17 protein-coding genes and 3 pseudogenes are annotated in these 21,906 nt (G+C 68.9%); 5 read left to right on the top strand and 15 right to left on the bottom strand.

The window, feature by feature from the left end; translation table 11 throughout:
- Positions 1-28: 28 nt before the first annotated feature.
- Positions 29-2,488: a hypothetical protein gene (locus ACWD4O_RS26505; RefSeq protein WP_451283447.1), complete on the top strand. Its 2,460-nt coding sequence runs from the start codon at positions 29-31 to the stop codon at positions 2,486-2,488.
- Positions 2,489-2,583: 95 nt separating this feature from the next.
- On the opposite strand, the gene ACWD4O_RS26500 is transcribed toward ACWD4O_RS26505, so the two are convergent.
- The 5 genes from ACWD4O_RS26500 to ACWD4O_RS26480 all read right to left on the bottom strand — a co-directional run bounded on the left by ACWD4O_RS26500 (position 2,584) and on the right by ACWD4O_RS26480 (position 8,079).
- On the bottom strand, positions 2,584-3,036 hold the full coding sequence (locus tag ACWD4O_RS26500; RefSeq protein ID WP_351918986.1) for a heat shock protein transcriptional repressor HspR: 453 nt from the start codon (positions 3,034-3,036) through the stop codon (positions 2,584-2,586).
- A 5-nt stretch (positions 3,037-3,041) separates the two neighbouring features.
- Positions 3,042-4,220, bottom strand: a complete 1,179-nt coding sequence (dnaJ, locus tag ACWD4O_RS26495) for a molecular chaperone DnaJ (RefSeq protein ID WP_451283445.1) — start codon at positions 4,218-4,220, stop codon at positions 3,042-3,044.
- 42 nt (positions 4,221-4,262) lie between these two features.
- Complete coding sequence (gene grpE / locus ACWD4O_RS26490; protein ID WP_451283443.1) at positions 4,263-4,919, bottom strand: nucleotide exchange factor GrpE; 657 nt, start codon at positions 4,917-4,919, stop codon at positions 4,263-4,265.
- Positions 4,916-6,751 (bottom strand): molecular chaperone DnaK, encoded by a 1,836-nt coding sequence (dnaK, locus tag ACWD4O_RS26485; RefSeq protein WP_351918980.1) that lies wholly within the window; start codon positions 6,749-6,751, stop codon positions 4,916-4,918. Before dnaK ends, grpE begins: the two co-directional genes overlap by 4 nt.
- Positions 6,752-6,846: 95 nt before the next feature.
- On the bottom strand, positions 6,847-8,079 hold the full coding sequence (locus ACWD4O_RS26480; protein ID WP_451283441.1) for an MraY family glycosyltransferase: 1,233 nt from the start codon (positions 8,077-8,079) through the stop codon (positions 6,847-6,849).
- A gap of 206 nt (positions 8,080-8,285) precedes the next feature.
- On the opposite strand from ACWD4O_RS26480, the gene ACWD4O_RS26475 reads away from it, so the two are divergent.
- The 3 genes from ACWD4O_RS26475 (at position 8,286) to ACWD4O_RS26465 (ending at position 12,824) form a co-directional block, all read left to right on the top strand.
- Entirely contained in the window at positions 8,286-10,580 is a 2,295-nt protein-coding gene (locus ACWD4O_RS26475) for a (Fe-S)-binding protein (protein ID WP_451283439.1), read from the top strand.
- Between the two features lie 168 nt (positions 10,581-10,748).
- On the top strand, positions 10,749-11,849 hold the full coding sequence (locus ACWD4O_RS26470) for a Yip1 family protein (protein ID WP_451283438.1): 1,101 nt from the start codon (positions 10,749-10,751) through the stop codon (positions 11,847-11,849).
- A 225-nt stretch (positions 11,850-12,074) separates the two neighbouring features.
- Positions 12,075-12,824, top strand: coding sequence for a hypothetical protein (locus ACWD4O_RS26465; RefSeq protein ID WP_451283436.1), 750 nt, complete (start codon positions 12,075-12,077; stop codon positions 12,822-12,824).
- A gap of 152 nt (positions 12,825-12,976) precedes the next feature.
- Here ACWD4O_RS26465 and ACWD4O_RS26460 read toward each other — a convergent pair.
- The 8 genes and pseudogenes from ACWD4O_RS26460 to ACWD4O_RS26425 form a co-directional block, all read right to left on the bottom strand.
- Positions 12,977-13,306 (bottom strand): annotated as a pseudogene (locus ACWD4O_RS26460) (phosphoribosyltransferase); the annotation flags it as partial.
- Positions 13,307-13,437: 131 nt separating this feature from the next.
- Positions 13,438-13,932 (bottom strand): annotated as a pseudogene (locus ACWD4O_RS26455) (hypothetical protein); the annotation flags it as partial.
- Between the two features lie 645 nt (positions 13,933-14,577).
- Complete coding sequence (locus ACWD4O_RS26450) at positions 14,578-15,795, bottom strand: tyrosine-type recombinase/integrase (RefSeq protein ID WP_451283434.1); 1,218 nt, start codon at positions 15,793-15,795, stop codon at positions 14,578-14,580.
- Between the two features lie 54 nt (positions 15,796-15,849).
- The gene (locus tag ACWD4O_RS26445) at positions 15,850-15,975 is read right to left on the bottom strand and encodes a helix-turn-helix domain-containing protein (protein WP_451283433.1); all 126 of its coding nucleotides are present in this window, start codon (positions 15,973-15,975) and stop codon (positions 15,850-15,852) included.
- A gap of 220 nt (positions 15,976-16,195) precedes the next feature.
- Positions 16,196-17,257, bottom strand: a pseudogene (locus ACWD4O_RS26440) (replication initiator); the annotation flags it as partial.
- Positions 17,258-17,633: 376 nt separating this feature from the next.
- Entirely contained in the window at positions 17,634-17,831 is a 198-nt protein-coding gene (locus tag ACWD4O_RS26435; protein WP_451283431.1) for a hypothetical protein, read from the bottom strand.
- Positions 17,828-19,129 carry an FtsK/SpoIIIE domain-containing protein gene (locus ACWD4O_RS26430; RefSeq protein WP_451283429.1) on the bottom strand — a complete coding sequence of 434 codons (1,302 nt, stop codon included), beginning with the start codon at positions 19,127-19,129 and terminating at the stop codon, positions 17,828-17,830. The genes ACWD4O_RS26435 and ACWD4O_RS26430 overlap by 4 nt, the downstream gene beginning before the upstream one ends.
- On the bottom strand, positions 19,129-19,476 hold the full coding sequence (locus ACWD4O_RS26425) for an SCO3933 family regulatory protein (RefSeq protein ID WP_409082801.1): 348 nt from the start codon (positions 19,474-19,476) through the stop codon (positions 19,129-19,131). Before ACWD4O_RS26425 ends, ACWD4O_RS26430 begins: the two co-directional genes overlap by 1 nt.
- Before the next feature lie 167 nt (positions 19,477-19,643).
- On the opposite strand from ACWD4O_RS26425, the gene ACWD4O_RS26420 reads away from it, so the two are divergent.
- Positions 19,644-20,423 (top strand): GntR family transcriptional regulator, encoded by a 780-nt coding sequence (locus tag ACWD4O_RS26420; RefSeq protein WP_451283426.1) that lies wholly within the window; start codon positions 19,644-19,646, stop codon positions 20,421-20,423.
- A gap of 243 nt (positions 20,424-20,666) precedes the next feature.
- On the opposite strand, the gene ACWD4O_RS26415 is transcribed toward ACWD4O_RS26420, so the two are convergent.
- Together ACWD4O_RS26415 and ACWD4O_RS26410 are read right to left on the bottom strand one after the other, a co-directional pair.
- Entirely contained in the window at positions 20,667-20,966 is a 300-nt protein-coding gene (locus tag ACWD4O_RS26415) for a hypothetical protein (protein WP_451283424.1), read from the bottom strand.
- Between the two features lie 317 nt (positions 20,967-21,283).
- Positions 21,284-21,838 (bottom strand): ATP-binding protein, encoded by a 555-nt coding sequence (locus ACWD4O_RS26410; RefSeq protein ID WP_451283422.1) that lies wholly within the window; start codon positions 21,836-21,838, stop codon positions 21,284-21,286.
- Between the last annotated feature and the right edge of the window lie 68 nt (positions 21,839-21,906).

Raw genomic sequence — 21,906 nt, 5'->3', positions numbered from 1 at the left:
CGCCAAGATCTGCGTGGATGCCATTCCGATGGAAACGGGCACTCTCGCATACACGGTGACGAACACGACGTCGGGCTATTACCTCCTGCAGATATCCGACCGGCTGCCGAGCGAACACCTGTCCCGCGTCCTCGCCCACGAGGTCGGAGAACTCGTCGCCGTACGCGACCGTTCCGGTGAAGGGCTTGCGCCGGTACGCGAGAATCTCCTGAACCAGGGGACCGAAATCGGTGACCGGCCCGAACTGTCGAGCCAGGATCATGGGCGCGTCGGCCAGTTGAACTGGCTCGCGGATCGCAACGCCGGGGCTGACCTGTCGGAGCAAGAACGAATACAGGCTCGGGCCGACTTCTCGGCGCTGCTCGACGACACAGGCCTTCGGCCGGTGGCCGCCGTGGCCGACGAGGAGGCGTTCCAGGCGCAGAACGCCGCCGCCCGGAAGCGATTCTTCGCATCGACGCCGCACCTCTCGCCTGATGCCCGCCTCCTGGTCGACACCCTCGCCCACCCCATAGAACACCTCTCCCCCGCCGACGCCACCGCCCTACAGGCCTCCCGGGACGCAGCCCTCCGTGCCGACCGCCAGGTCGACGCGTTCATCGGGCGCCGGGACGTCACCATGCCCCTCCCCGGCTACGACCAGAACGGCCTCCCCCTCCCCCGCGACGAGTTGGAAGCCTCTGCCACGGCGTGGGCGGGCTACCGCGCCCAGGTCAGCGAGCGCACCGTGCAGAACCTGGAGGGGCAGCTCGCCGCCGGGCAGTTCCCCCTGCGGCAGGTGGTGATCGGCGGCGGAGCGAGCCTCACGGGACGCGACCCGGACGCCCTCTTGATCGACGGCGTCGGCCGCTGGCACCTGGACCCCGGCGACGGAATCGTCCAGTCCGCAGACCAGGACCGGGATCTCGCCGAATGGATGGGCGTCGACCCGTACTCGGCGGTCCAGGATCCCCGGAACCGCATCTCCATCCACGCCGTCCGCGTCTGGGAGGACCAACTGGCCACCCAGGGCGACCTGGTGAACGGCCATGCCCGGCTGCGGCTCGGCCGGAACGGCGAACTCCTCGCCGAGGTCCGGCCGTTGGGCGACGACGGCAAGGAGAGCGCGGACCCGCTCTGGGTCGCCTGCGACGGAACCCCCGGCATCGCCACCGGTCTGACGCCGGAACTCGTGCCCGGAACGCCGCGCGGAGCCTCCGGAGTGGAGAGCCGCGGCGAGGCCGTACGCCTGATCAGCGACCGTCTGCGGGAGCTGGAGGGCCAGGGGCTCGCCGAAGCAAGCGACATACGCGCCTGGCTGACCCAGGCCGAGCGGGGAGGCGCGGACACCCGCACCGTCCTCGACGCCCTGAACTCCTTCCCGTCGCTGCGGGAGTCCCTCACCTCCGGCCTGGGCACCGCGGACGCCGCCCGCATGGGCAACTGCTTCACCGCCCTCGAATCGACGCAGAAGTGGGAGTCGGCACGCGAGGCGGCGCCGGGTCGGGCGCTGCTGGGCGACGAGGTCGCCGAGAGCCGTTTCGACCCCCATGCCGCCAAGGAGTGGATCGTCGTGGGCACGGGCGGAACCGCCGTCGCCAACGCGGAGATCATCCTGATCCAGAATCCCGACGCCCACGTCACGATCGTCGGCACGGGAACGCCGCCCGCGCTGAAGCACCAGGTCCAGTTCCCGGCGATGATGGAGACGTACGGACAGGACAAGGAAGGTCAGAAAAAGCGTCTGACCTTCATCCAGGCCCGCGTCGGAGCCATCGAGACCTACCAGGACGCAGAGGGAGAGACCCACTTCCAGGTCCCCTACATCGACCAGGAGACCAAGGAACCCCGGGTGGCCAAGGCCGACGGCTACGTCACCAGCCTCGGCCGCACCAACCCGCTCCCGCCCGCCCTCCAGGTCCTCGCGAACGAGGTCCGCGACCGGGGCGGCGAGATCTCCGGCGACCTGCTGTTCGACAGGGACGACCAGTACATCGGCTACGGCCTCACCTTCGCCGTCGACGGCCATGAACACCGCGTCGACGTGGACGGCGCCGCCTCCTGGCAGTTGCCGCGCGAGATATTCGCCCCCGAGACGGGGATCCAGGCCGAGCTGAACCAGATGGGCCTCCGCGGACTGCCGTCCGAGACCGGCAACGCCGCCCCCGGCTTCTCCCCGATCGCCCGCCAGAGCGCCCTGCGCGCACGCGCCGTCGCGGCGGCGGCAGCGGGCGACGAGAACGCCGTCCGGCGCACGCACGAGATCCCGGAACGCTGGCGCCGCCCGGATCAAAGCCAGAACATGGCAGCCCCCGCGCCGGCCGCCCCCGCGCCGGCCACCCCGAAACCGGCCGCCGCCCCCACCCCCCGCGTCCCCGGCGCACACCTCTGGCAGGCGGGCCGCCCCCAGGGCGTCACCGCCCGTCCGCCCACCGCCCCCGCCCAACAGCCGCAGCAGCAACCCCCCGGCTACGAACCGCCGACGCCGAACATGGGCATCGGCGACTGACCCACAGCAACGAGCGAGCAACCAAGCAAGCACGGGAAAGGGGCGGCACCAGGCCGCCCCTCCCTCATATGCACGCGTATGCCTCAGTCGGACGACTAGTCGGACGACTGCTGCCGCTTGGGTCGCCACACCACCAGCGCGCTCGTCTGCTGGACCTCCTGGTACGGCACCAGGTCCCGGCGGTACGAGGCGTGCACCGCCGCTTCGCGTTGCTGCATGGCCGCAGCCGCGCCGTCCAGCGCCGATTCCATTTCCGCGACGCGGGACTGGAGCGCGGCGACCTGGTTCTCCAGTTCGATGATCCGCTTGATGCCAGCCAGGTTGATGCCCTCGTCCTGGGACAGCGCCTGCACCGTGCGGAGCAGTTCGATGTCCCGGGCCGAGTAGCGTCGGCCCCGGCCGGCGGTGCGGTCGGGGGAGACGAGGCCCAGGCGGTCGTACTGACGCAGGGTCTGCGGGTGCAGGCCGGAGAGCTGGGCCGCCACCGAGATGACGTAGACCGGGGTCTCCTCGGTCAGTTCATACGGGTTACGTCGACGGCCGTCCATCACTCTCAGGCTCCCTTCGCGGCCTCGAACAGCTCCGCCCGCGGGTCCTCGCCCACGGTCGCCTCGCGATACGCCTCCAGCGCGTCACGAGCCTTCCCCGACAGGTCCTTGGGCACACTCACCTCGACGGTGACCAGGAGGTCGCCGCGCGTGCCGTCCTTGCGGACCGCGCCCTTGCCCCGCGCCCGCATGGTGCGGCCGTTGGGCGTGCCGGGCGGCAGCTTCAGGGTGAGGGACGGTCCACCGAGCGTCGGCACCCTGATCTCGCCGCCGAGCGCCGCCTCGGTGAACGTCACCGGCACGGTCACCGTCAGGTTGTCTTCCTTACGGCCGAAGACGGGGTGCACGCCGACATGGACGACGACGTACAGGTCGCCCGACGGGCCGCCCCGTTCGCCCGGACCGCCCTTGCCGCGCAGGCGGATGCGCTGTCCGTCCGTCACCCCCGCGGGGATGCGGACCTGCATGGTCCGGGACGACTTCGCGCGACCGCTGCCCTTGCAGTCCAGGCACGGATGCTCGGCGATCAGACCGCGGCCCTTGCAGTCGGGGCAGGGGTCGGTGAGGGAGAACCCTCCGCCGGAGCCCCGCGCCACCTGGCCGGTGCCGACGCAGGTCGGGCACACGCGCGGTGTGCCGTTCTTGTCGCCGGTGCCCGAACACGCCTTGCAGGGAGCCTGCGAGGACATGCGCAGCGGAACCGTCGCCCCCTCGATCGCCTCGGTGAAGGTGAGGGTGACCTCGGTGTCGATGTCCTGCCCGCGCCGGGGCTGGGTACGGGTCGGACCGCCCGCGCCGCCTCGGTTGAACAGGCCGCCGAACACGTCCCCGATGCCGCCGCCGAAGCCGCCCTGGGCGCCGCCGCCCTGGGCGCCGCCTCCGAAGAGGTCGCCCAGGTCGAAGTTGAACGAGCCGCCCGCGCCCGGGCCCGGGCGGAAGCCGCCGTTGCCGAAGAGAGCGCGCGCGTCGTCGTACTCCTTGCGCTTCTTGGGGTCTCCCAGGACGTCGTTCGCCTCGGAGATCTCCTTGAAGCGCTCCTCGGCCTTGGCGTTGCCCTTGTTGGCGTCCGGATGGAACTCGCGGGCGAGCTTCCGGTACGCCTTCTTGATCTCGGCCTCGGTGGCGTCCTTGGGGACGCCGAGGACCTTGTAGAAGTCCTTCTCGATGAAGTCCTTGGTGCTCATCCTCGACGTGCCCCCTTTCCGGTGTTCCGCTGGCTGTCTACGTCAGCCCTCCTCAGGGCCGTTGTCCTTGTCCTCGCCTGCCTCGGTGCCGTCCTCGGCCTTCACGGGCTGCGCCCCGGGCTGCGGTTCGGCGACGGCCACCCGCGCGGGGCGGATGGTGCGCTCGCCGAAGCGATACCCCGGCTGCAGAATCGCCACGCACGTCGTCTCGGTGACGTCGGGCGCGTACGAGTGCATGAGGGCTTCGTGGATCGTCGGGTCGAAGGGCTCGCCCTCCTTGCCGAACTGCTGCAGGCCCATCTTCGCCGCGACGACCTCCAGCGACTCGGCCACCGACTTGAAGCCGCCGACGAGTTCGCCGTGGTCCCGCGCGCGACCGATGTCGTCGAGCACGGGCAGGAGCTCGGTCAGGAGGTTCGCGATGGCGATCTCCTTGACCGCGATCCGGTCGCGCTCGACCCGGCGGCGGTAGTTCTGGTACTCGGCCTGGAGCCGCTGGAGGTCCGCGGTGCGCTCGCCGAGGGCGGTGCGCACCTGGTCCAACTGGGCCACCAGACCGGCTGTCTGGTTCGCGTCCCCGGCCGGGGCCGCCCCCTCCGCCGCAGCGGAGGTGGGGGCGGCCTTCGGCTCGGCGTCGTCAGGGGTGGCGCCGGAGGGGACGTCGGGCTTCTCCTCGAAGCCCGGGGTCTCCTCCGTCACGCGGCACCGTCCTTGCGCTCGTCGTCCACGATCTCGGCGTCCACGACGTCGTCGTCAGCTCGCGGGGCGTCGGCCTGGGGGGCCTCGGCGCCCTGCGCGCCGGCCTCGGCGTACATGGCCTGGCCGACCTTCTGCGAGACGGCGGCGACCTTCTCGGTGGCCGTGCGGATCTCGGCGGTGTCCTCGCCCTTGAGCGCGGCCTTCAGCTCCTCGACGGCGGCCTCGACCTCGGTCTTGACCTCGGCCGGGACCTTGTCCTCGTTGTCCTTGAGGAACTTCTCCGTCTGGTAGACGAGCTGCTCGCCCTGGTTGCGGGCCTCGGCGGCCTCGCGGCGACGGTGGTCCTCGTCCGCGTACTGCTCGGCCTCCTGGCGCATGCGGTCGACCTCGTCCTTCGGCAGCGAGGAGCCGCCGGTGACGGTCATCTTCTGCTCCTTGCCCGTGCCCAGGTCCTTCGCGGTCACGTGCATGATGCCGTTGGCGTCGATGTCGAAGGCGACCTCGATCTGCGGGACGCCGCGCGGGGCGGGCGGCAGACCGGTCAGCTCGAACATGCCGAGCTTCTTGTTGTAGGCCGCGATCTCGCGCTCGCCCTGGTAGACCTGGATCTGGACGGACGGCTGGTTGTCCTCGGCCGTCGTGAAGATCTCCGAGCGCTTGGTCGGGATCGTGGTGTTGCGCTCGATGAGCTTGGTCATGATCCCTCCCTTGGTCTCGATGCCGAGGGACAGCGGGGTCACGTCGAGCAGCAGGACGTCCTTGACCTCGCCCTTGAGGACACCGGCCTGGAGCGCGGCGCCGATGGCGACGACCTCGTCCGGGTTCACGCCCTTGTTGGCGTCCTGACCGCCGGTCAGCTCCTTGACGAGCTCGGCGACGGCGGGCATACGGGTGGAGCCGCCCACGAGAACGACGTGGTCGATCTCGGAGAGGTTGATCCCGGCGTCCTTGATGACGTTGTGGAACGGCGTCTTGCAGCGCTCCAGCAGGTCGGCCGTCAGCTGCTGGAACTGGGCGCGGGTGAGCTTCTCGTCCAGGTGCAGCGGGCCCTCGGCGGACGCCGTGATGTAGGGCAGGTTGATCGAGGTCTCGGTGGACGAGGACAGCTCGATCTTCGCCTTCTCGGCGGCCTCGCGCAGACGCTGCAGCGCCATCTTGTCCTTGGCGAGGTCCACGCCGTGGCCGGCCTTGAACTGCTGCACCAGGTAGTCGACGACGCGCTGGTCCCAGTCGTCGCCGCCGAGGTGGTTGTCGCCGTTGGTGGCCTTCACCTCGACGACGCCGTCACCGATCTCCAGGAGGGACACGTCGAACGTGCCGCCGCCGAGGTCGAAGACGAGGATCGTCTGGTCGTCCTTGTCGAGGCCGTACGCGAGCGCGGCCGCGGTGGGCTCGTTGACGATACGAAGGACGTTGAGACCGGCGATCTCGCCGGCTTCCTTCGTCGCCTGACGCTCGGAGTCGTTGAAGTACGCCGGGACGGTGATGACCGCGTCGGCCACCTTCTCGCCCAGGTACGCCTCGGCGTCGCGCTTGAGCTTCTGCAGGATGAAGGCGCTCATCTGCTGCGGGTTGAAGTGCTTCCCGTCGAGCTCGATCGTCCAGTCGGTGCCCATGTGACGCTTCACCGAACGGATGGTCCGGTCCACGTTGGTGACCGCCTGGCGCTTGGCGACCTCGCCGACAAGCACCTCGCCGTTCTTCGCGAAGGCGACGACGGACGGCGTGGTCCTGGCACCCTCGGCGTTGGTGATGACGGTGGGCTCGCCGCCCTCCAGAACGCTTACGACGGAGTTGGTTGTGCCCAGGTCGATGCCGACCGCACGTGCCATGGTGATCTTCCTCCAGCTGACTTGAGTGGAACGGACTCAAGTGTGCACGAGGCTCGCCTTCGGGTCAACAGACCTGAGTCGGACCCGCTCAACTCTTATCCGTTCCTTACACGCAATCCAGCGTTGACCTGCGACGACACGGACGGCGTGGCCCGCCTCACTCCGAACTCCGGGTGACCCGCAGCGGCCTCGGGTTGACGCCGGGGCCCGTACACGGGCGCGGGACGCACCTCCCGGGAGGCGGCCCCTCGGGAGGCGGCCTCTCGGGAGGCGGGACGGGCCCGACGGGCGCGACGGGCCCGGGAGCCGTCCGTCTGTGGCGCGCGCGCATCGCGCGGCCGTGGCGCACGCGCGCGTGGCGGCCCGTACACCGGGACCCGCAGCAGCCCGAGCGGGACGACGGCCGCCACGCCGGCCACCCACAGCACGGCCCGCGCGTCCGCCCACCCGCCGTGCACCAGCACTCCGACGAGCACCGCGCCGAAGGCCGCGACGCCGAGCAGGACGCTCACGCCCTGAGGAGTGAGCCCGAGCCGTCGCAGCCGGTGGGCGAGATGGTCGGGCGCGGCGCGCAGCAGGGGCCGTCCGGCCAGCCGCCGGGACACGGCCACCAGCAGGACGTCGGCCCCGGCGACCGCGGTGAGCGCGAACAGCACCCCCGCGCCGACGACCGGATCGTGCCCCGCGCGGGCGATCACGGCGGCCGCGGCGAGCAGGAAGCCCGCGAAGAGCGACCCGCACGTCCCGAGGGCGACACGCGCGGGGGGCCAGTTGTGCATGAGGAACCCGGTCAGCGCGGCGGCGAGCACGCTGAGCAGCACCACCAGCCCGTCCATGACCTCGACGGCGACGCACGCGGCCACTCCGAAGGCGGTGACGACCCCGACGGTCCCGGCCACCCCGTCGGCGTGGTCGAGCGCCCGGAAGGCGAGGGCCACGAAGGTGATCCAGCCGACGCCCACCGCCGCGGCGACCGGCCCGGTGTCGCCGTAGGGCACCACGAAGGCCGCCGCGACGGCCGTCCCGACCACCAGGAACCGCGCCTTGAGCCGCCAGACGTCCGCGACGAGCCCGAGCGCGGCGACGGCGCCTCCCGCGACGAGCAGCGCCTCGATGCCCTCCCCGAGGGGCGCCACGCCCGTCCAGTCCCCGGCGACCGAGACGAGACAGGTGGCGAGCGCGACGGCGGCGCCCCCGAACAGCGGAACCCGTCGTTGCCGCTGCCGCCGGTCGATCAGCCCGAGTCTCAGTGCGGGCACGCGCAGCAGCGCGGCGAGTACGGCGGCGAGGAGCAGGGCGGTGGCGGCAGCGACAATCCCGTAGAGCACGGCTATAAATTAGTCATAAATGTACCAATTTGGTACGAATAACACGGCCGGGTTTATCTCGAGTTCTGAGGCAACCCTGAGCGACTCAGATCACTCCACACCCCGCTACAGTGCGACGCAGAATGAGGGGTACTCTCAGACGGACTACATAAGTTACCGCTTAGTAATCTCCACCGAAGTCCCTCGCAGGCCCGAGGAGCCCCCAAATGCAACTCGCCGCGATCATCGTGTCGCTGGTTCTGATCGTGGTCGGCGTGGCCCTGTTCGCCCGCGCGATCCTTCAGATCTACAACTTCATGCGGCTCGGCCAGAGCGTGCCCGCGGGCACCCGCACCGACGAGCCCGTCCAGCGCACCGTCACCGTGGCCAGGGAGTTCCTCGGCCATACCCGGATGAACCGCTGGGGCATCGTCGGTGTCGCGCACTGGTTCGTGGCGGTGGGCTTCTTCTCGCTGCTGCTGACGATCGTCAACGCCGTCGGCCAGCTGTTCCAGGCCGACTGGATGCTGCCGATCATCGGCGAGTGGGCGCCGTACAACGTCTTCGTCGAGTTCATCGGCACGATGACGGTCCTCGGCATCCTGACCCTCATCGTGATCCGCCAGCTGAACAAGCCGAACAAGCCGGGACGCAAGTCCCGCTTCGCCGGCTCCAACTTCGGCCAGGCGTACTTCGTCGAGGCCGTCATCCTCATCGTCGGCGTCTGCATCTTCATGCTGCACGCGCTGGAGGGCGCCCAGCACCATGTGGACGGCTACGAGGCCTCGTTCTTCATCTCGTACCCCGTGGTGTCGGCGCTGGAGGGCCTGGACGTCTCCACGCTCCAGAACCTCACCTACTTCTTCGCCGGCCTGAAGATCGCGACCTCCTTCATCTGGATGATCACGGTCGCCCTCAAGACGGACATGGGCGTCGCCTGGCACCGCTTCCTCGCCTTCCCGAACATCTGGTTCAAGCGCAACGCCAAGGGCGAGACCTCGCTCGGCGCGCTGCTCCCGATGACCTCGGGCGGCAAGCCGATCGACTTCACCGACCCCGGCGACGACGACGTCTTCGGCGTCTCCCAGGTCGAGCAGTTCTCCTGGAAGGGCCTGCTGGACTTCTCCACCTGCACCGAGTGCGGCCGCTGCCAGTCGCAGTGCCCCGCCTGGAACACCGGCAAGCCGCTCTCCCCCAAGCTCCTGATCATGTCGCTGCGCGACCACGCGCACGCCAAGGCGCCGTACCTGCTCGCCGGCGGCGGCAAGACGGCGGAGGGCGAGGAGAAGGGCTCCGAGGAGCAGCTGAAGGACGTCCCCGCGGCCGCTCTGGCCGAGGCCGAGCGCCCGCTGATCGGCACCGCCGAGGAGAACGGCGTCATCGACCCGGACGTCCTGTGGTCCTGCACCACCTGCGGCGCCTGCGTCGAGCAGTGCCCGGTGGACATCGAGCACGTCGACCACATCGTCGACATGCGCCGCTACCAGGTGATGATCGAGTCCGCGTTCCCGTCCGAGGCGGGCACGATGCTCAAGAACCTGGAGAAGAAGGGCAACCCCTGGGGCCTGGCGAAGAAGCAGCGCCTCGAGTGGCTCAAGGAGGTCGACTTCGAGATCCCGGTCGTCGGCAAGGACATCGAGGACCTGACCGAGGTCGAGTACCTGTACTGGGTCGGCTGCGCGGGAGCCCTGGAAGACCGCGCGAAGAAGACCACGAAGGCCTTCGCCGAGCTGCTGCACATCGCGGGCGTCAAGTTCGCGATCATGGGCGGCGACGAGAAGTGCACGGGTGACTCGGCGCGGCGTCTCGGCAACGAGCCGCTGTTCCAGGAGCTCGGCATGGAGAACGTCATGGCGCTGAACACGGCGTTCGGCGAGGAGCTGGACGACGACGGCAAGGTGACCGAGGAGTCCCGCAAGCCGAAGTCGGCGAAGAAGATCGTCGCCACCTGCCCGCACTGCCTCAACACCATCGGCAACGAGTACCCGCAGCTCGGCGGCGACTACGAGGTCATCCACCACACCCAGTTGCTCCAGCACCTGGTGGACGAGGGCAAGCTGATCCCGGTGACCCCGGTCGAGGGCATCATCACCTACCACGACCCGTGCTACCTGGGCCGCCACAACAAGATCTACTCGCCCCCGCGCGAGATCATGTCGGCCGTCCCGGGCCTGCGTCAGCAGGAGATGCACCGCCACAAGGAGCGCGGCTTCTGCTGCGGCGCCGGCGGCGCGCGGATGTGGATGGAGGAGCGGATCGGCAAGCGCATCAACAACGAGCGCGTCGACGAGGCCCTGTCCCTGAACCCGGACATCGTCTCCACCGCCTGCCCGTTCTGCCTGGTGATGCTCACGGACTCGGTCAACGGCAAGAAGAACGAGGGCAAGGCCAAGGAGTCCATCACGGTCGTGGACGTCGCCCAGCTCCTCCTGGAGTCGGTCAAGACCCCCGTCACCGACGACGAGCCCCCGGCGGGCGAGACGGAGACCGAGAACGCGCCGGAGCCGACGCCGGTGCAGTAGCGCAGCAAGTGCGGTAACAGGTTCCTCATGACGGCGGTAACAGGTTCCTCATGACGGGTGCACGAAGGCGCCCCGGGTCCGGTGACCCGGGGCGCCTTCGTGCACCCTGAAGCTCCCTCAAGGCCTGGTGAGACCCCCTGAGGCACCCTCAGATCCGCCCCCTAGGGGATGTCACAGCTCGGCAGCAAACCCGTCCCCGTACGCCCCGCCCAGCCGCACGAGTCGACCGGACCAGGTACGTTCGATGACGTGGCTGGATTCAGGATCGGACGCGGCCGGGACAACCCCGCCCCCCAAGCGCGACCGCAACAACCCCCGTACGGGCAGGCGCCCCAGGGACAGTCGGCACGGCCTTCGGGCCCGTCGTACGGCTACCCCTCGGCCCAGCAGCCGTACCCGCAGCAGCAGCGGCCGCAGTACGGCGGCAGCACGGGCGCGGGCGGCGGCCAGTGGCCGCAGGCGAACGGCGGCGGATACGGCGGCCAGGGCGGACAGAGCGGCGACGAGCCGGAGTACTTCGGCGGCGACGCCCCGTACGGCGGCCCCGGTGGTCCGGGTGGGCCCGGTGCTCCGGGCAGCGGCCCCGGCGGCGCCCCGTACGACCCGTACGCCGCGAACAACCCGGGTAACACCCAGGCCTTCTCGGTCGACGACCACCACCAGTACGACCAGTACAACCAGGGTGGTACGTACCACGCCGGTGCGGCGGCCCCGGCGGGCCCGGTCGGTCCGCGGCTGCACTGGAAGGAACTGCTGAAGGGCATCGTCGTCGCCCCCAACCAGACGTTCCTCCAGATGCGGGACTACACGATGTGGGGCCCCGCCCTCATCGTCACGTTCCTCTACGGAATGCTCGCGGTCTTCGGCTTCGACGGCGCCCGCAAGGACGCGATAAACGCGACGCTCTCCAACGCGATCCCGATCGTCCTGACGACGGCCGTGGCGATGGTGCTGAGCTCGCTCGTCCTGGGCGTGGTCACCCACACGCTGGCCCGCCAGCTCGGCGGCGACGGCGCCTGGCAGCCCACGGTCGGCCTCTCCATGCTGATCATGTCCCTCACGGACGCGCCGCGTCTGGTCGTCGCGATGTTCTTCGGCGGCGACGCGTCGTTCGTACAGCTCCTGGGCTGGGCGACCTGGGTCGCGGCCGGCGCGCTCCTCACCCTGATGGTCAGCAAGTCACACGACCTGCCGTGGCCGAAGGCGCTGGGCGCGTCCTCGATCCAGCTGCTGGCACTGCTGTCGATCGTGAAGCTGGGCACGTTCTAGCACCTGGCGGGCACCGGCCAGTACCTGGCGGACACCAGTAGGGCCCTCGGCGGGTGGCCGGGGGCCCTTGGCATGCCGTCACCGAAAGCGAACTTTCACGGACACACGGCTGGACAAACCAGTCGAATAGTCGCATGTCATACCACCACAACTACGGAGCGTAAATATAATGTGACTGTTCCCTACAACCTCCTACAAGGAGTGTGCGTGAAAGCTCGCTTTGGCATGAGGCAGGGAACGGTGCTCGTGGCCGCCCTGCTGGTCGCCCTCAGCGCCGCGACCCTTCCGGTTTCGGCAGCCGCAAACACGGACGACAACCACAACGACCACTGGGGCGTGATCGCCCGCAACACGATCGGCTCTCCCGTCGCCGAACTCCGCAACGGACCCTTCGGCCCGTTCGGCGTGACGCCATCCGCCGCCAGACCGCCGTACGGGCAAGGCAGCCTCGGCATCGAGGTGGCGAACAACTCCACCACGCTGACCCCTCCCAGCGAGAAGGTCGACTTCGGCAATGAAGTGGACTTCTTCGGCCAACAGGTGCTGCGGGTGCGGCAAGTGGGCTTCCACGTGTTCCAGACGAACGAGAACGTCGGCTACGGAGGCCCGACGAACATGCCGAACATCAGGTTCGAGATCGACCCTGACGTGACGTCCACCGACGACTACTCCACGCTGGTGTGGGTGCCGAACGCATCCCCGGTCACCAGCGGCTGGAGCCCGTTCCTCGACGCCACGAAGACCGGCTACTGGTACCTCACCGGCAACGAGACGAGCTGCACCCAGGCCGCGCGGTGCACCTTCACCCAGCTCAAGGCCTCGTTCCGGACCCTCAACGCCAGGCCGACCATCTACTCGGTCGCCGTGGGCAAGGGACGGGACTTCATGTGGATCGGCGCGATCGACGGCCTCCGACTGAACGACCGCATCTACGACTTCGAGCGCTACGGCGTCAGGGAGATTCGCGTGAAGTGACGCGGAGGAACGGAATCCCCCGGACCTGACCGGGCGGGGCCGACACCGGAAACGGCCGGCCCCGCCCCACGTCACACGGCCGACCGGTGGACTTCCCTACAACCGGCTGGAGACCTTCCCTGCAACCGGCCAGAGGACTTCCTTGCGACCGGCTAGAGGGCTTCCTTGGAGGGCACGACAGCCTCGCCCGCCTTACGCACGACCGGCAGGACGCTCCACGGAAAGTTGATCCAGTCGTCGGTCCGCTTCCATACGTACTCGCACTTCACGAGCGAGTGCGACTTCTCGTAGATGACGGCACTGCGCACCTCGGCGACGGCGTCCAGGCAGAAGTCGCGGACGAGCTTCAGCGTCTTGCCCGTGTCGGCGACGTCGTCGGTGATCAGGACCTTCTTGTCGGAGAAGTCGATGACGTTCGGGACGGGCGCGAGCATGACGGGCATCTCGAGGGTCGTCCCCACCCCGGTGTAGAACTCCACGTTAAAGTTCAGAGGCGCAATCACCAGGCAATATGCCCGACGATCGCGCCTCAACTCAGCACCTGCTCAGCACAGGTTGTGCCGAGTTCCCGTTGCTCAGCCCGCCTTCTGGATCTGTCAGGGGTGGATCAGCGGGCGAGGTCGGCGGCGACGCCCCACAGGGGCCGCTGGAGATGTTCGGGGCAGCGGTGGGAGAACATACCTCCCACCGCGTTGAGCTGTCCCACGACAGACTTGCGGTGCAATCCGACGAGCGCGGCCCCCACGCCCACCAAGCCGTGTCGGTTTGAGCATGAGGTCCATTCCCGTGAATTCGGTGAGGACCGCGGCAGTCCGTTCGGGCGCCCACGGCACACCGTCGGGATGTTCCGCACTCCCGCCGCCAGGCCGCTTCCCTGTACTCCGTGCCAGACCAGAGCGAGTTCCTCGATCGTCGTGACACGGCCGAGAGGCTCGGTGAACAGAGCCGCCAGCACCCGCGGCACCGGATCGCACGGAATCCCTCCGGTGTCGATCCGCTGCCGCACCCGGGAGGTGTCGGTCGACAGCTGGGGGTGGCCCATGGACGCTGCCTCCCGGTTGACCAGCCGCGCGAGTTCACCCTTGGACCAGTCGGCAAGGCCGAACAAGTCCGTAAGGCGGGGTGTTGGGTTGCCTGCTCACGTCAAGCCCCCAGATTCTCGGCTGAGTTGACAGTAGCCCGGTAAAAGTGGCCGGGCGACTATTCGCCAGGGTTCGCTGGGGTGCGCGAGATGGTGTGCCAGTGGCCATCGAGTGTGAGGTGGACGTGGCCGCCCTGAGTCAGAGCTGGGCGGACCGTCCGTTGGACTTCGGAGGGAGGTGAACATGCAGAAGCGGGCCAAGCCCCGTCGACGTAGGCAGCTCGACCCGACTGCCCGGGCGCAGATGATCACTGCTGTACTCGGCGCGGTCACCGCGCTAGTAGGGCTGTTGGCTCAGTTCGCGCGATAGCGCGGACCAGACATGTGGGGCCGGACGGCACAGTCACGGCCTGCGCGAAGCGGGTCCGACCGGCACATGATCGGCCGGCCCCACCTCAACGCCCACACGCCCGGTCGGGGCTCTGGTGGCACCCAGAGCCCCGGCCGCACTCACGTGTGGCCTCTGGTAGAACCAGAGGAGCCTTCACGTGGTAATTATCGAGTGAGTCCCGGGCACGTCGCCCTAGCGCGCCTAAGGTTTCGGCTGGCGGACGCTGGCGAAAAGGAGCCTGATCATCCTCAGAGTTCAGAACAGGATCTGAGTCAGCACCCCTACGCCGAGCGGATCCGGCTGAGCGACTCGGACAGATCACGGGCGACGGCCCGCGCCACAGCACCCTTGATCCGCTCTTCCGCGCCCGGGAGGAGATGGATGTACACCTGTTCGGTGGTCTTGCTACTGGCGTGCCCCATCCATACGGCCAGTTCCGGAAGTGGGACGCCGGCCGCGATGGCCACCGAGGCGAAGTAGTGCCGGAGGGACTTGGGAGTCAACCCCCGATGCTTCAGCCCCGCATCGTCAGTCGCCTTGTTCCACCGGTCGGCGAAGGTCGTCCGCGACGGGAAGCGGTTGGCGTACGTCTCAGACTCGTAGAACCATCCTTCGTCGCCCCAGGTGCCATACGTGGCGATGTGGGCGCGCCACGCTTCGTCAGCGATCTCCGGAACCGGGACCTTGCGGCCGGTCCTGGACCACTTCACCTCATCCCGAATAGCCGTTCCGCGTCCCGCGCCCTCGTTCGCGCCGAAGGTGGAGAGCTGAGCGTTGACCGTCACGAAGCCAGTGCTCTGCTCCCATTTCTGCTCGCACAGCGCCAACGCCTCACCTACTCGGAGTCCACACCCCGCCATGCTCCAGACCACCGAGCGGTAGTACGGCTTGATCTCGTCAAAGATCGCCTCAACCTCACCGGTCGTCGGCACTTCGGACGGATCGATCGGACGGTACGCCGATACCCTGCGCTTTCGCGCTTCCGCCTTCTTGCACGGATTGCGCGGGATGATCTCGGCTGACCACGCGTACTTGAAGAGCGAGGCGAGGACGACCTTGCGCGTGTGAATCCCGTAAGGCTTGTACCCCTTCTCCTTCTGGAGCGTTTCCCACCTGGCGATATCGCTTGCCGTGACGGCTCCGATGGGACGCGGGCCGAAGAACTCTGCGTAGTGGTTCTTGTAGATGCTCACGTACTGCGCACGTGACGAGACGGCCAACTGACCCTCGTCCGACCCCGCGTTGAGCCACTCGTCCCAGACGTCAGCGAACGTCCGCTTGGACTGCTCAGGGTCGATGTACGACCCGGTGTCCTTGTCGCGTTCGACCTTCCGTTCCCACTTGACGGCTAACTTCTTGCCGGTCGCCCCCGACTCGAAGGATTTCTCTCGCTGCCGTCCCGAGCGACCGCCAGGCTCCCGCCAGCGAGCTACCCAGGGGTGCGGACACCGGTCCCACGCCGTGACGACACACTCACACCGCTTGATGATCGAGCCCATGAACGAGGTTCTCCCTACTTCTCCTGGCGACTCAGCACCAATATTCTAGACGTGCTAATTAACGACGTGCTGGGTTAACCAGGTTTCCAAGTCCCTTTCTCTGAAGCGGAGATGCTTGCCAACGCGGTATGCCGTCAGCCCCCACGCCCTCCAGTTGCCGTAGAGCGTGTTCAGGGACACCGACAGGAACTCGGCCGTCTGAGCAGGTGTCAGAAGTGCCCACTGGCGCTACACGGGCTCTGGCCACACCCCCGGCGCAGCCCTCATCGCCGCCGGAATCGCCGAAGACCTCGCCCGCAACCGAGAGGCCGTCATCCGTGACCGCGTCTGGGATGTCGATGTGACCTACGTGGTGGGCGCGTTCGGCGCGGAGTGCTGCGTAGGTGGTGGAGTAGGCGCGTGACTTGGTGAGGATGTGGCCCCGGTAGCCGAGGGTGTGGGTCCAGGCCCGGAGGCGGAGGGGTTCGTACTCGGGGAGGTCGCCGAGTCGCCAGCAGGTCCGCATGAGGGTGCGGACGTGTTCGCTCACTGGTGTCGCGTCGATGTCGTCCCAGGTGGTGACCTTGTGGTCGGTGCCGGCGCCGGTCTCGTCCGCACCCTTGGTGACGTATCTGGCGACGTATGCGGCTACCGCGTCGTCGTCGGGACCGTCGTCGTGGGGGCGCAGGTGGCGTATGTCGATCTGTGCGCCCCAGTTGAGGGCGTGCTCGCCGAGGGCGGGACTGTAGGGGGTGCGGACCAGGACCCGCCTCGCGGAGGCCTGTACCGCAGCAGTCAGGCGCTCAGCGGTGCCCCAGGGCGGGGGTTCGTCGGTCGGTCCGTTTGGGCCGTCGAGGCGGACCACGGCGTGAACGTGGACGGCTGCCCGTTTCTGGTACTCGGCGACACGGGCGAAGGACAGCCGGGCGTGAGCGGCGAAGCGGGACTGCACGATGCCGGCCGAGGAGGCGAGGCGACGTCGGACGTCGATGACGAACCGGTCCCACAGCTTGGAGGCGTGTGCGTGCCACAGCACGTGTGCTGTGTGGTCGTAGCAGTCGGGGCACAGGGGTTGGCCGACGGCGGGTGAGTCCGAGGTGTGAACTGTGCCGCAGCCGAGGGGGCGGTCGTGTTCGCAGGTGTCGCCGTCGCGTCGAGGTCGGCAGCGTTCGCCGGCACGATGCACCGGGCCGAATGAGGGCGCGGTGAGGGTGACGAAGAGTCGAGGCCGGTTGCGGACGGTTGCGGGGACGTTCTTGCCGCCGATCAGTCCCGCGCGGACCAGGTGGAAGGTGTCGCCTGCGTGCAGGCGGGAGCATGCGGGGCAGATGATTGCGCGGCGGTTACGGCAGCGGACGAGGAGGCGTTCACCGGGTTCGTTGCGGGTGTCGTAGTGGCGGAGGATCTCGCCGGTCGCTCCGTCCAGGGTGGTGGTGGAGCCGGAGACGTGGACGGGATGGGAGCAGCCGCCGGTTGCGGTGATCTGTTCCAGCCAGCGGGGGAACTTGGGGTCTTGGGCGATGCGGATTGCGTCGCGGTCGGCTTCGGGGAGCTGACGCAGGCGCGCCGCGCGGTCGAGGGCAGCGCGCCTGTCAGCCGGGGTGTACTGCGGGGTGATGGTGGTGACCTTCCGGGGTGAGCCGCCGCAGCGGCACGGATGTGGGTGGGTGGTGCGAGGTGGGTCATGGGGATCACTCCCTGTGTGGAGGGGTGTGGTGGGGTTCAGCGGATGGTGCCGGTACCGCGGCAGACGCGGCAGCGCCGGATCCTTCCGGTCCAGGTCTTACGGGCTCCGTCGCCCTTGCAGTGGGGGCACCTCACGCGAGGCATAGGCATGGGGGGACGTCCCTTCTCTCTGCTCAGGTGTGGGAGAAGCCGCTGATGAACCAGGTCACGAGCCCGTGGATGGTGAAGACCACGGGGGTCTGCCCGAGGTAGATGCCGAAGAGGCCGACGCAGACGGCTTCCCAGGGGCGGACGTCGCGGGAGCGGACGAGGAGGACGGTGATGATCCCGAAGATCACCGCGAACGTGAACGCCGTTCCTTCGCCGATCACTTGCCGTCTCCTTTCAGCGCCGCGAGGGCGCGGCCGACGAGGGGCAGGTCCGGGGTCATCGCGGCGTACTTCCGTGCCGTGGCCACGGCCTCATCGGTGGGGGTGAGATGGGAGCGAGCGCGGCTCCATCCGCCGTCCGGGCCGGTACAGACGGCCACCCCGCGCTCTTCCGGCGTGATGGATTGGGCGACGGCGACGGCGTCTTTGTTGAGGTCGCCGAGGGTCATTTCGGCGGTGCCGGGGTCGTTGACCCGGTGGCAGATACGGCCGCCGAGCTGGGCGCGCAGGGCGGTGACGCCGGGGCCGAGGTCGGATCCGACGCGTTGGCCGGCCACGACCAGGTGGATGCCGAGGGCGGCTCCGAGCTGGGCGAGGCGCAGCAGGAGTGTGGAGCACTGTTCGGCTTCCGCTTTGCTCTCGCGGGTGCCGTCGGACAGGTACAGTTCCGCGATCTCGTCGACCAGGACCACGACCGGCACCGGGCGGAGCTTGTCCGGGAGCTCCCAGACGGAGCGGACCCCGGCCGACCGGCAGGCGCTCATCCGGTCGTGCATGTCGACGACGAGGGCGGAGAGGACCGCGACCGCCTCACGCCGTGAGGTGGCCAGCGCACTGAGCCGTGCGGTGAACAGGCCGAGTTCCATGCCGCCCTTGCAGTCGACGCCGACCAGGGCGACGCGCTGTGTGGCGAGTTGGGTGATGAGCCGGGCCATCAGGGTGGACTTGCCGGATCGGGTGGCCCCGGTGATGAGCCAGTGCGGGACCAGGCGCAGGTTCATCACCCACGCCCCGCCCGTCTCCAGTGCGCCGATCAACGCGGAGAGGAGTTCGGCCGGGGCCGTGACTAAGCCCGGCCGTTCCAGCGGGTCATGGGCCATGGCTGTCAGCAGCACAAGCCCACGTTCCGGCGAGGTGACCCGTACCGCGTGCACTCTCCAGGCGTGCACGAAGGCGTCCGCCGCCTTCAGGTAGGTCGCCGGGGTCTGCCCCGCGTGCAGCCGGATGATGAGCGTCAGGCCCATCGGAGTGACGCGCGGGAAGGAGCAGCGCGGAGCCACCGGCCGCACCGGGTCGCCCTTGACGAGCAGGTGTCCGACGAGGGTACGGGCAGGAAGCCGGGACACCGCCAGGTCGTTGAGCACGGCGACGCGTCGCCAGGTGAACACCACCCGCCATGCGGTCACGGGGTAGCCGACGAGGTACCAGTGCCAGACCGGCCGGTGCCGACGCACCAGGTCCCCGACGACGAGCATCCAGGCCAGCACGGCGAGGGCGAAGGCGAGCACGATGGGTCCCATCACGCGTCACCGCCCTTGCCGTGCGCGGCAGTCGTGCGGACGGGGGTGATGGCGTCGGCGCGGAAGCTGACGCCGTGGCGGTCGCCCATCGACCACATGAACGCCGTCAGGCCGGTGACCTTGACGATCTGTCCTTCTTCGATGCCGGTGGGCTCGCCGCTGACGGCGATCTCGATGACGGAGATACGCCGCCGGTCCTGCCGCACGGTGACGGCCACGGTGTAGACGGGGTTGCCGTCCCGGTCCTTCTTCACCTCCTGTGTCTCGGAGTTGCTGATCTTCACTTCCGGCGCGATGGCGCACCGCAGTACGCCGAGCCGTGTCGTGTCCACGGGAATGGACTGCATTTCTTCGGCCTCCCTGGCCAGTTGAGACGCCAGTCTGATACTGACGTCACTTGTCCTTACGAGTGATGAGTGTGTGGTGCTGTACGGCGAGTGCGCAACTACTTATGCTGACGAGTGACGCCGCGCGTGCGACGTGCCTATGACCCCGACCCGTCGGAGATGCCCAGATGTCGGAGATCCAGCGCCCCGGAGCCCTCTACCAGCAGGTCGCCGCCGCCATCCGCGAAGCAATCCTGTCCGGCGAACATGAGCCCGGCGCTCCCCTGCCGTCGGAAGCGCAGCTCATGGAGCGCTACCAGGTGTCCCGCCCGACCGTCCGCAACGCGGTCGCCGCCCTGCGCGCGGAAGGGCTGATCGACGTCCGCCACGGCAAGGGCAGCTTCGTCCGCGCCGACCGCGGCCCCGCCACCGACATCTCCCGCTACGTCGGCAAGACGCCGGCCGGACGCTTCACGCTGTACGGCGTAGCCGCCTGGCAACAGACCGAAGAACCCACCACCTACCGCACACACGCCACCGAAACCACAGCCCACCAGCTGGAACTCAAGGTGGAAGACGCACTGTTCGGCTGTGACCGCCTGCTCACCGACCCGGCCACCGGGGCGCGCGCGATGCACCGCACGCTCATCCCCTTCACCACCGCCGAGGCTGTACCCGCTCTCGCCGAGGCACCGGACACCGAACCAGCGACGGTGTACGCGCTGCTGACGAAGGCCGGACACAAGCTGTGGTGGTCCGAGACGGTCCGCGCCCGCATGCCGCTGCCCGACGAGCGCACCGCGCTGCGCCTGCCCGACGCGACCCCGGTCCTGCACGTCTCCCGCGTGACGTGCGGCACCGACGACCAGGCCCTGATCCTCGAAGAACTCCGCATCGGAGCAGACCGCGCCGCACTCGGCTACCGGATCACCGCCGACAAGGAGCCCACCCGACGCCGCCCGGCATGACCGCGAACGGCAATCGGTCGAAACAGTCTTCACTTCCTCAAGGGCGCGCCTGCGGCGCGCCGGGCCGCCCGGCCGCCCCGGCCGGGCGTGCGGCGTGGCCGCCGGTCCCGGCCGAGCGCCGGACGCCCCACACCGCAGCCAGCCGAAGGGGTCGAAGCGTCGACCGGCCGTCGAGGGCCGGGGCATGGGTGGCCGGGGGTCGCCGGCGTGCCCACGCGCGCCACCCACCAACGGAAAGACACCTCACAGCGCACCACCGTCGCCATCAGCGAGCGCCTCCAGAAGCCCGGCAAGCCGATCCACCGCGCCCGGCCGGCCCGCCAGACGCACGACCCCGCGCCCGTTCTCGTCCGTCGAGGCGACGGCCCGCGCCTCCGAGAGTTCGAACCCCGCGCCGAGGAACGCCCGGTTCAGTCGGTCAGCGGATTCGCGCGCCATACGCCAACCCGTCATGTAGTCGACGCCACGAACCCACAGAGCGGACTCCACGCTTGTGATGTCGTCCAGCCCATCCCTGAGCCAGTCCTCACCGAAGTCAGGCACCTTCGCTCACCTCAACCTAACTGGTCGTCAACTCCCTTGATTCCAGGGTCAGAAGCAGACGCAGCACTGCGACCCCGGTACCATTTGGCACCGGGGATCGCAGTGTCCCCAGCCGGGCCACCCTTCGCTTTCCAGGGCTGATGGGGTGGCCCGGTCTCGGTATGAGGTTGTGAAGCGCGGCCCCTCTACGGGAGGGGAGACAACGAGCCCTCGAAGGGCCGCGCTCCCCGGCCGAAGCGGTCAACTCCAGCCGGTGACCGGCGCATCGCCGACTCCCGATCGCGAGGGAGCACGAGGAGGCGACGCGCCGGCGTCAGTCAGGCCGAATGCTCGGCCCACAGCTGTTCGAGGTCGAAGCGGCACCAGACGGTCTTGCCTCCCTCACGCTCCGGCGACCACCACACCGCTTCCGCCAGACGCTGAGCGATCAGCAGCCCACGGCCCCTGTCCGGCAGCAGCGCCTCAGCGAAGCCGCCCGCCAGCTCGGGCGATACGACCTCTCCGGCGGGAAGGTCGGGAGGAGTCGAGTCCTCGTCCCGTACACCGAGTACGAGCAGCTCCGGCCAGGTCACCACCGACACGTCGATACGACGTCCGGCACCAGGGCGCGCAAGGACGTTGTCCGGGACCGCGTGATGCACAACGTTGCCGACCAGCTCCGACACGACGAGCCGCACCGCGTCGACCGCGTACGCCAACCCCCAGGTCTGGAGATACGAACCGAGCATGTCCCGCGCCGCTTTGGCACAGTCCGGCGATTCGGCGTACAGCGTCATTCTCCGGAAATGCCCCGCGCCGGGATCGTGGACCGAGCGACGAGGAAATCTCACAGCCAAGGTGTTCGCTGCGCATTTGCTCTGCTGTGCTTCCACCGCGTTCCCTCCCGGACACTGACGGACTCCGCAGTCCGCCGATCTGTGCGACCAGTGAACGACGCAAG

The sequence above is a fragment of the Streptomyces sp. NPDC002623 genome, from assembly GCF_053592635.1.
The sequence above is the reverse complement of the archived record's forward strand: the minus strand, read 5'-3'. Positions and strand labels throughout refer to the sequence as shown.